This is a genomic window from Citrobacter sp. wls615 (genome assembly GCF_005281355.1).
In the GTDB taxonomy this organism is placed as follows: domain Bacteria; phylum Pseudomonadota; class Gammaproteobacteria; order Enterobacterales; family Enterobacteriaceae; genus Citrobacter; species Citrobacter werkmanii.
Window position 1 is genome coordinate 98,533 of the sequence record NZ_SZXM01000086.1, and the last position, 6,520, is coordinate 105,052.

5 protein-coding genes are annotated in these 6,520 nt (G+C 52.7%); 4 read left to right on the forward strand and 1 reads right to left on the reverse strand.

The annotated features are described in order from the left end of the window. The first annotated feature begins 62 nt into the window (after nt 1-62). Complete coding sequence (locus tag FDX04_RS22200) at nt 63-1,619, forward strand: bifunctional UDP-sugar hydrolase/5'-nucleotidase (RefSeq protein WP_137359878.1); 1,557 nt, start codon at nt 63-65, stop codon at nt 1,617-1,619. A gap of 38 nt (nt 1,620-1,657) precedes the next feature. On the opposite strand, the gene FDX04_RS22205 is transcribed toward FDX04_RS22200, so the two are convergent. Continuing rightward, nucleotides 1,658-2,035 carry a carboxymuconolactone decarboxylase family protein gene (locus tag FDX04_RS22205; RefSeq protein ID WP_087856665.1) on the reverse strand — a complete coding sequence of 126 codons (378 nt, stop codon included), beginning with the start codon at nt 2,033-2,035 and terminating at the stop codon, nt 1,658-1,660. An 89-nt stretch (nt 2,036-2,124) separates the two neighbouring features. On the opposite strand from FDX04_RS22205, the gene FDX04_RS22210 reads away from it, so the two are divergent. From FDX04_RS22210 to katG, 3 genes are all read left to right on the forward strand, one after another. Beyond that, complete coding sequence (locus tag FDX04_RS22210; RefSeq protein WP_042313366.1) at nt 2,125-3,033, forward strand: LysR family transcriptional regulator; 909 nt, start codon at nt 2,125-2,127, stop codon at nt 3,031-3,033. Between the two features lie 157 nt (nt 3,034-3,190). After that, a complete protein-coding gene (gene metF / locus FDX04_RS22215; protein ID WP_038636049.1) occupies nt 3,191-4,078 on the forward strand; it encodes a methylenetetrahydrofolate reductase in 888 nt (295 codons plus the stop codon). 167 nt (nt 4,079-4,245) lie between these two features. Continuing rightward, a complete protein-coding gene (katG, locus tag FDX04_RS22220; protein WP_042313364.1) occupies nt 4,246-6,426 on the forward strand; it encodes a catalase/peroxidase HPI in 2,181 nt (726 codons plus the stop codon). Nucleotides 6,427-6,520: the final 94 nt, after the last annotated feature.

Sequence of the window (6,520 nt, forward strand, 5' to 3'; positions counted from 1 at the left end):
ACATAAAAAAACCTTTCAGAACGTAACGTAGCGATTCTTTATATGACTGAAAGGGATTGATTATGAAGTTAAAAATGCTTGCTGTCGGTGTTCTGGTATCGCTGCCGTTATGGGCGTCAGCGAAAGACGTCACGATTATCTATACCAACGATCTCCATGCCCACGTCGAACCTTATAAAGTCCCGTGGATTGCTAATGGCACACGCGATATTGGCGGTTGGGCCAATATCACGACGATGGTGAAGCAGGAAAAAGCGAAAAATAGCGCGACCTGGTTCTTTGACGCGGGTGATTACTTCACCGGGCCGTACATCAGCAGCCTGACAAAGGGCAAGGCGATTATCGATATCATGAATACGATGAACTTCGATGCCGTCACTATGGGTAATCATGAGTTCGATCACGGATGGGATAATACGTTGTTGCAACTGAGTCAGGCGAAATTCCCCATTGTGCAGGGCAATATCTTTTACCAGAACAGCAGCAAAATGTTCTGGGATAAGCCCTGGACCATCATTGAAAAAGATGGCGTGAAGATTGGCGTTATTGGCCTGCACGGCGTGTTTGCTTTTGATGATACGGTTTCTGCTTCGACGCGCGTGGGCATTGAGGCGCGAGATGAGGTGAAGTGGCTGCAACGCTATATCGATGAACTGAAAGGCAAAGTGGATCTGACGGTGGCGTTGATCCACGAAGGTACACCGGCGCGTCAGTCCAGCCAGGGAAGTACAGATGTGCGTCGTGCGCTGGATAAAGATATCCAGACTGCAGGTCAGGTGCATGGCCTGGATATCCTGATCACCGGCCATGCGCATGTGGGCACGCCAGAGCCGATTAAAGTCGGTAATACCTTAATTCTCTCCACCGACAGCGGCGGTATTGATGTCGGTAAACTGGTGTTGGATTACCAGCAAAAACCGCATCAATTTACCGTGAAGAATTTCGAGCTAAAGACTATCTACGCCGATGAGTGGAAACCCGATCCGCAGACGAAACAGGTGATTGATGGCTGGAATAAAAAGCTTGATGAAGTGGTGCAACAGACGGTTGCCAACTCGCCGGTTGAGCTGACGCGTGCTTACGGGGAATCCTCCTCGTTAGGGAATCTGGCGGCGGATGCATTACTGGCTGCGGCGGGTAAAGATACCCAGTTAGCGCTTACCAACTCAGGCGGCATTCGTAATGAAATCCCGTCAGGTGCTATTACGATGGGCGCAGTTATTAGTACCTTCCCGTTCCCGAACGAGCTGTCTACGATGGATCTTACCGGTAAGCAACTGCGTAGTTTGATGGAGCACGGCGCGGGTTTAAGCAACGGCGTACTGCAGGTATCCAAAGGGTTTGAGATGAAGTACGACAGCAGCAAACCGGTTGGCCAACGGGTCACCGTATTGACGCTGAACGGTAAGCCAATTGAGGACGCTGTGATTTATCACATTGCCACCAATAGCTTCCTGGCAGACGGCGGTGATGGTTTTACGGCATTCACCGAAGGCACCGCGCGTAATACATCCGGCGGTTACTATGTCTCTAATGCCGTGGTTGATTATTTCAAAGCGGGAAATACGCTGACGGATGAGCAACTGAAAGGCATGCGTGTGGAAGATGTGAAAAAGTAACACGTTCAGGCCAGCAGACAATCCGCTGGCCTGTTGTTTTAGCCTCTGTGGGAGGCAAACACCTCTTTTGCGGCGAACAAGCCGTTGAGTGCCGCGGGGAAGCCAGCGTATACGGCCATCTGCATAATCACTTCGACGATCTCATCCTGCGTTAAGCCTACGTGTAATGCTGCGCCAATATGCACCTTCAATTGCGGGGCGGCATTACCCAGCGCCGTTAACGCCGCGACGGTAGCAATCTCTCTACTGCGTAAATCCAGACCCGGTCTTGAATAGATGTCGCCAAAAGGAAATTCGAGCAGGTAGCGGGCGAAGTCTGGCGCAATATCTTGCAGACTTTCGACGACCGCATCGCCCCCTTTACCATCCACTTTTTGCAGCATCTTCTGACCGGTAATAAAGCGTTCTGAATGCATAATCTCTTCCTCATTTGTCTGGTATATGGTCTGAGGATAAAGCGTGCAGAATGATTGGGATAATACCGTTTCCGTGATACCTTTTCGGTATGACAACATCGCCTTTGCACACTCTGGATATTCGCCTGCTGCGTTACTTTTCCGTAGTGGCGGAAGAGAACAATATGAGCCGAGCGGCGCAGCGTTTATTTATGTCGCAGCCGCCGCTGAGTCGCCATATTCGCCAGCTTGAAGAACGTCTGGGGATGACGCTTTTTGTCCGTCATACCCGTGGTTTGACGCTGACGGAAGATGGTCTGCGCGTACTGGAAATAGTGCGTCCGCTGCTGACGATGTACGAAGAAACCTGCGCGACGTTGAGTCAGTTAGCGCAAGCTGGGGAGCACTCTTTGCGCCTGGGGCTAAGTACGGCGTTTGAACAAGGTGTTTTTGCTTCGCTTGAATCGCAGCTACACGGGTGTACGGAGAAACTACATATTGTTCGTCATGGTTCGCCTGAGCTGGTGCGGCAGGTTCGTCGGGGAAAACTGGATGCAGCGCTGGTGGCGTTACCGCTTGAGACTCCTGGGCTTACCGCTATGCAACTTGGCTGGCAAGAGCCGATGATTGCCGCATTACCCGCGATCTGGCCAGAGGCGAGCCTGCCGTCACTCTCATTAACGACGCTGAACCACCGGCCACTGTTCTGGTTTAAACGCGAACGGAACCCAGCCTTTTTTGATTACACCCGACATATTTTTCGTCGCGCCGGTTACTCTCCCGCCTGTATTGAAGAGCCGCTGGAACATGACGTGCTGCTGGCGCGGATCGCCCATGGCGACGGTCTGAGTTTACTCCCGGCCTCCTTTTCCGCTATCCAGCGTCAGGGCGTGATATTCCTGCCGCTTACCGATTCCGCATTACGTATCCACGTGGGATTGGTAATGCTGCCTGAGAGCGAAGCAACGTTGCAGTGGTTGCAGACGGTTGCGAACCAATCTCTCGGTCTTTCAGGTTGATGTGAATTTTTTTCACGTTGACTGAGTATTCCTCACCTTTAACGATGATTTTTGTGTTGACGCCAGCGTGCTTTTCCGTCATTTTTACATCTAGACGTCTAAACGTATAGCAGTTCACAACACAACATATAACGACAAAAGATTGATGAGGTAAGGTATGAGCTTTTTTCACGCCAACCAGCGGGAAGCGCTGAATCAGAGTCTGGCCGAAGTACAGGGGCAGATTAACGTTTCTTTCGAATTTTTCCCGCCGCGCACCAGTGAAATGGAGCAAACCCTGTGGAACTCTATCGATCGCCTGAGCAGCCTGAAGCCGAAATTTGTTTCAGTCACTTACGGTGCAAACTCTGGTGAGCGCGACCGCACGCATAGCATTATTAAAGGGATTAAGGATCGCACCGGACTTGAAGCGGCACCGCACCTGACCTGTATTGATGCGACCCGCGATGAGCTGCGCACTATTGCTCAGGACTACTGGAATAACGGTATTCGTCATATTGTTGCCCTGCGCGGTGACTTGCCGCCAGGAAGCGGTAAACCGGATATGTATGCCTCTGACCTGGTGACTCTGCTGAAAGACGTTGCGGACTTTGATATCTCCGTTGCGGCTTACCCGGAAGTGCACCCGGAAGCGAAGAGCGCTCAGGCCGATCTGCTGAACCTGAAGCGTAAGGTTGATGCCGGTGCGAACCGCGCGATCACCCAATTTTTCTTCGATGTAGAAAGCTATCTGCGTTTTCGCGATCGCTGCGTGTCAGCGGGTATCGATGTGGAAATTATTCCGGGCATCCTGCCGGTATCTAACTTTAAACAGGCGAAAAAATTTGCCGACATGACCAACGTCCGCATTCCGGCATGGATGTCGACCATGTTTGCTGGCCTGGATGACGATGCGGAAACCCGCAAGCTGGTGGGCGCAAACATTGCCATGGATATGGTGAAAATTCTCAGCCGCGAAGGGGTGAAAGATTTCCATTTCTATACTCTCAATCGTGCCGAAATGAGCTACGCAATTTGTCACACGCTGGGAGTAAGACCGGCATAATTAGTACGTCAGCCCTCTGCGGAGGGTTTTTTATTGATCATTTTGATCTACATCTCTGTAACTAAAAATATAAAAGGATCTGGCTATCGAATCTGTGGGTTATTTCGACTATATCTAATCTTTGGTGGTGTATATCGTAGTCATAACACTGTAAAGGGAGCATATAGATGAGCATGTCCGACGATAGCCAGAACGCATCAACTGCCGGTAAGTGTCCTTTCCATCAGGGCGGGCCGGATCACAGCGCGGGAGCAGGAAGAAGTAACCGCGACTGGTGGCCTAATCAACTCCGCGTTGATCTTTTGAACCAACATTCCAATCGTTCGAACCCGCTGGGTGAGGACTTCGACTACCGCAAAGAATTTAGCAAACTTGACTACTCTGCCCTGAAAGGGGATCTCAGAGCCCTTCTGTCCGAATCTCAACCGTGGTGGCCTGCTGACTGGGGCTCTTATGCCGGTTTGTTTATCCGTATGGCATGGCACGGGGCAGGGACCTATCGTTCCATCGATGGACGCGGTGGCGCGGGTCGCGGACAACAGCGTTTTGCACCACTGAACTCCTGGCCGGACAACGTCAGCCTGGATAAAGCGCGTCGTCTGCTGTGGCCAATCAAGCAGAAATATGGCCAGAAAATCTCCTGGGCCGACCTGTTTATCCTCGCGGGCAACGTGGCGCTGGAAAACTCCGGCTTCCGTACCTTCGGTTTTGGCGCGGGTCGTGAAGATGTCTGGGAACCGGATCTCGACGTAAACTGGGGTGATGAAAAAGCCTGGCTGACCCACCGTCACCCGGAAGAACTGGCAAAAGCGCCGCTGGGCGCAACCGAAATGGGTCTTATCTATGTGAACCCGGAAGGGCCGGATCATAGCGGCGAACCGCTTTCTGCGGCCGCGGCGATTCGCGCGACCTTCGGTAACATGGGAATGAACGACGAAGAAACCGTGGCGCTGATTGGCGGCGGTCATACGTTAGGTAAAACCCACGGCGCAGCAGCAGCTTCCCATGTTGGGGCCGATCCTGAATCCGCGCCGATTGAAGCGCAAGGCTTAGGCTGGGCCAGCAGCTATGGTAGTGGCGCGGGTGCAGACGCGATTACTTCCGGCCTGGAAGTGGTCTGGACGCAAACGCCGACCCAGTGGAGCAACTATTTCTTCGAGAACCTGTTCAAATATGAGTGGGTCCAGACTCGCAGTCCGGCTGGTGCTATCCAGTTCGAAGCGGTGGATGCGCCGGAGATTATCCCCGATCCGTTTGATCCTGAGAAAAAACGCAAGCCGACGATGCTGGTCACCGACCTGACGCTACGTTTCGATCCTGAGTTCGAGAAGATCTCTCGTCGTTTCCTCAATGATCCGCAGGCGTTCAACGAAGCCTTTGCCCGTGCGTGGTTTAAACTGACGCACCGCGATATGGGGCCGAAAGCGCGTTACATCGGACCGGAAGTGCCAAAAGAAGATCTGATTTGGCAGGATCCGTTGCCGCATGCGTTCTTCAACCCAAGCGAAGAAGATATTCTTAACCTGAAGGCGACCATTGCGGCTTCCGGGTTGTCCGTGGGCGAACTGGTATCGGTAGCGTGGGCTTCGGCATCAACCTTCCGCGGTGGGGATAAACGTGGCGGCGCGAATGGCGCTCGTCTGGCGCTCGACCCACAGCGTGGTTGGGATGTGAATGCTACCGCAGCACGCGTACTGCCCGTGTTAGAGGGCATCTATAAATCAGCCCATACCGCGTCGTTGGCCGATATTATCGTGCTGGCCGGTGTCGTAGGCGTGGAGCAGGCTGCAAGCGCTGCGGGTGTCAGCATCAATGTTCCTTTTGCGCCGGGCCGCGTAGATGCGCGTCAGGATCAAACGGATATTGAGATGTTTGAACTGCTCAAGCCAATTGCGGACGGGTTCCGTAACTATCGTTCTCGCCCTGACGTATCAACCACTGAGTCACTGCTGATCGATAAAGCACAGCAGCTGACGCTGACCGCACCGGAAATGACTGTGCTGGTGGGCGGTATGCGCGTACTGGGCACCAACTTCGATGGTAGTCAGCACGGCGTCTTTACCGATCGTCCTGGCGTACTCAGCACTGACTTCTTCGTCAATTTGCTGGATATGCGTTACGAATGGAAAGCGGTTGATGAGTCACAAGAGCTGTTTGAAGGTCGTGACCGTCTGAGTGGCGAAGTAAAATACACCGCAACTCGCGCCGATCTGGTGTTTGGTTCTAACTCTGTACTGCGTGCAGTGGCTGAAGTTTATGCCTGCAGCGATGCGCACGAGAAGTTCGTGAAGGACTTTGTGGCGGCATGGGTGAAAGTGATGAACCTGGATCGTTTCGATCTGCTGTAAACAAAAACGCCGGATGGCGCTTGCGCGTATCCGGCATGGTATGAATAAAAAATCCCCGTGATTGCGTAACACCGATCGGTTAAGCAAAATGATC

Bases quoted from the DNA above. Each gene is read 5' to 3' on its own strand.
- FDX04_RS22200 (WP_137359878.1), top strand. From the start codon at position 63: ATGAAGTTAAAAATGCTTGCTGTCGGTGTTCTGGTATCGCTGCCGTTA.
- FDX04_RS22205 (WP_087856665.1), bottom strand. From the start codon at position 2,035: ATGCATTCAGAACGCTTTATTACCGGTCAGAAGATGCTGCAAAAAGTG.
- FDX04_RS22210 (WP_042313366.1), top strand. From the start codon at position 2,125: ATGACAACATCGCCTTTGCACACTCTGGATATTCGCCTGCTGCGTTAC.
- metF (WP_038636049.1), top strand. From the start codon at position 3,191: ATGAGCTTTTTTCACGCCAACCAGCGGGAAGCGCTGAATCAGAGTCTG.
- katG (WP_042313364.1), top strand. From the start codon at position 4,246: ATGAGCATGTCCGACGATAGCCAGAACGCATCAACTGCCGGTAAGTGT.